Source organism: Bartonella pachyuromydis, assembly GCF_039543065.1.
GTDB lineage: Bacteria > Pseudomonadota > Alphaproteobacteria > Rhizobiales > Rhizobiaceae > Bartonella > Bartonella pachyuromydis.
On sequence record NZ_BAABJA010000016.1, the window covers coordinates 14,351 to 17,795 of the forward strand.

General features: G+C 40.9%; 1 protein-coding gene. It reads left to right on the forward strand.

Annotated features, from left to right (window positions below):
* Positions 1-198 precede the first annotated feature (198 nt).
* Positions 199-3,354: an autotransporter domain-containing protein gene (locus ABD917_RS07725; protein WP_425548560.1), complete on the forward strand. Its 3,156-nt coding sequence runs from the start codon at positions 199-201 to the stop codon at positions 3,352-3,354.
* Positions 3,355-3,445 lie beyond the last annotated feature (91 nt).

A 3,445-nucleotide genomic window follows, 5' to 3' on the forward strand; every position in this document is an offset into this window, starting at 1 on the left:
AAAGCTTTAGAGGTTGGTGCTGGCTTCGTGAACAGTAAGAGAGAAGAAAACAAACTAGAAAATGTAACCATATCCAGTAGCAAAGGCGATACGCTATTACACTATGGAATAGGTGCAGAAAAAAACAGTACAGTCACTTTAACAAATGTAACTGTCTCTCAAGCAGAAAATGCCATAGCTGCAGATGATCACTCGACAGTGACAATCTCTGGAGGATCATTTGATGCAAAACTAGCAACAATACAGGCTCTAAATGGTAGCATCATTACTCTAACTGACAAGGCGCAAATTACATCATATAAGGGAAATGGAATCTATGCAGGAGCTTCAGGATCCCAAGTCATAATGACGGGAGGGACTATAAAAAGTGAAGCTAATGCATTGTTTGCAAAAAACAGCGGACATATTAAAGTCACGAATGTCTCTATTGCAACAAATGGTACAGGAACTGGCGCAGTCGCACTTGGTCCTGATAGCACAATTGAATTATCTGGAACAACAATGAAGAACGTTTTCTCTGGTCTTACTGCAACGAATGGTGGCAAAATCACCAGCGAAAATTTAACAGTCATCGGTGGAAAAGCCATCAATTCTGATTCAGACTCGGATCCCGATACAGAACGCTCTGGTGTAACAACAGAAGATGCTGAGAGTGAAATTAACTTAACAGGCACAACAACCATTCAAAATGTTGATGAAGGTCTTTATGCAGATGGTGGAAGCAAAATCACCAGTGGCGATCTAACAATAATCGGTGGTGAGAGCAAAAAAATAACCAGTGCTGTAGGCTCTTACGAGCCCGAGAGCAAAATTGAATTAAATGGTAAAACAACCATTAAAAGTTTTGATCTTGGTCTTTCTGCAGCCAATGGTTCCTCAATTAATATGAAGAATGGCACTAAAAATGAAATAGACGTCAAAAAAGTTGCACTATCCGCAGCGTTCAGGGGAAAGATTGACCTAGCAAATACTGTTGTAAAAGCGGGAAGCATAGGTATGCAGCTGATGGCTTTATCAAAAACGAACACAAATAAATTAGATGATCTACAAACATCTGAAAACAACGAAATCAATCTCACCAATACCAATATTCACGTTGATAATGGCACTGGAATTCTCATTGGAGCTCTTGCTGAAAAAAGCGTCGAAAATAGTCCCGCTCTATCAATCGGTACGCTCAATCTTAAAGATTCAGAAATCCATGCTGATATGTTGTTAGATAATGGTATCTTTTGGAACCAAGTTTCTGGGAAAGATAAAAATTTCTGGAAGGCTGAAACTATGAAGGAGATCTCCACCGGTACCTTCACATTAAGTGCAGATCATTCCATTTTAGAAGGCAGAGCAAAAATTGCACACGAGAGAAACGTACGCTTTGACCTGAAAAACAATACACAATGGTTCTTAAAAACCAGCACACAAGAAAAAGATGAAAATGACAAACTCCTTGATATCGCGCTAAGATCACGCTCTGATATTTCTGTGCTGGATCTCGAAAACAGCTCTGTTATTTTCAAAGAACCCACCGCCGATGGCTATTACCATACATTGCATATAGGCTATGGAAAACCAGACACCTCAGCAGTTTATAATGCAACAGGCAATGCACAGATTTCTTTCAATACTTTGTGGAGTGATGGTAAGCCAATCATTGAGCAAAAAACCGATCGGCTTTTGATCTATGGTGATGTATCAGGCAATACAAATGTTTTTGTGGCGGGATATGTAACTAAGAACAACAGTCAAGAAAATAATTCTAAAGCTCTTGATAACATACGAGGACTTTCCCTTATTCAAGTTTCTGGAAAAGCCGAAGAAGGCTCTTTCAAATTGGTAAATGGTTATACCACACTCAATGGTTCACCCAATAAGTATACGCTTCTAGCCTATGGACCAAATTCAAGCCATGGCAACGCCGAAGCAAGCCAAAATCTCGTAGGAAATAGCGATAATTTCTGGGATTTCCGCCTACAACCTGAATTTCTTAACACTAACCCGGAAAATCCTAACACTAACCCGGAAAATCCTAACACTAACCCGGAAAATCCTAACACCAACCCAAATAACCCTAACACCAACCCAAATAACCCTAACACCAACCCAGATAACCCTAACACCAACCCAGATAACCCTAACACCAACCCAGATAACCCTAACACCAACCCAGATAACCCTAACACCACCCCAGATAACCCTAGCACCAACCCAGAAAATCCTAACACCAACCCAGATAACCCTAGCACCAACCCAGAAAATCCTAACACCAACCCAGATAACCCTAACACTAACCCAGATAACCCTAACACTAACCCAGATAACCCTAACACTAATCCCAGTGGCTCTGGTTCCAACTCTGGCTCCACACCTGATCCCGAGCAAAATGTGCACGCCGTCGTACCGCAAATGGCAAGCTATTTACTCATGCCAAATGCCCTCTTCTATAGCGGCTTAACCGATATGGCCAAGCAAAATGCGCTGTTAGCCAATATCAGAACTTCTCTCTTCAGCAAACAACAAGAAAAACAGAGTGGTTTCTTCTTATACACCTATGGAAGTACAGGAAACTTCTCCTCTGAAAACGCTCCTCGCCAATATGGTTATAGTGGTGCACATCTGCGCTATGCCGCTTTACAAGGAGGGGTGAACTTTACCCCAATAGAAGGGCAAAATACCACAACAAATTTCGGTCTTGTGGGAACCTATGGACAACTATCCTTCACTCCCCAAAATATGAAAGATGCATCTAAGAGCACGGTAGATAAATGGTTCATCACAGCCTATGGCAGCATACAGCATAACAATGGAGTCTATCTTGATACCTTATTATCCTATGGAGTCTTAAAAGGTGACATCACCAATGCTATCATTGGGACAACTGCAAAATTGAAAAATGCCAAGATGTGGAGTGTCTCCACAACTGTTGGCAAACAATTTGCCACCGGTATTCAAGGCGTCATTTTTGAACCCCAAGCACAACTGGCTTATCAACATTTGATGTTTGATACAATTTCAGATGCCGATCACTTTACCATTGATATGAACAATCCTCATCAATGGATGATCCGTGTTGGTGGGCGTTTAACCAAAACCGTTACCTCTGCAGAAAACGGTCGTACTGTTTCCTTCTATGGAAAAGTAAATGCCATCAAAATCTTTGATGATAATCAAGCGATCCACATTGATAAGGATTATAAACTTGATCCTATGGGCTCTTTGCTTGAAGGTGGAGTTGGTATCAATGCCCAATTATCTTCTAACGTCTCGCTTCATGGAGATGTTAGCTATCAACAAAAGCTGCAAAAGACAGGTATATCAGGGGCAAGTTTTTCCGGCGGAATACGCTACCGCTTTTAATGTAAGATTATAAAAACAAATGTATTGTTATTCCATTCGCTTTAATAAAAAGGCCGCATAGCATGCGGCCTTTTAAACTTTTTACAATCCA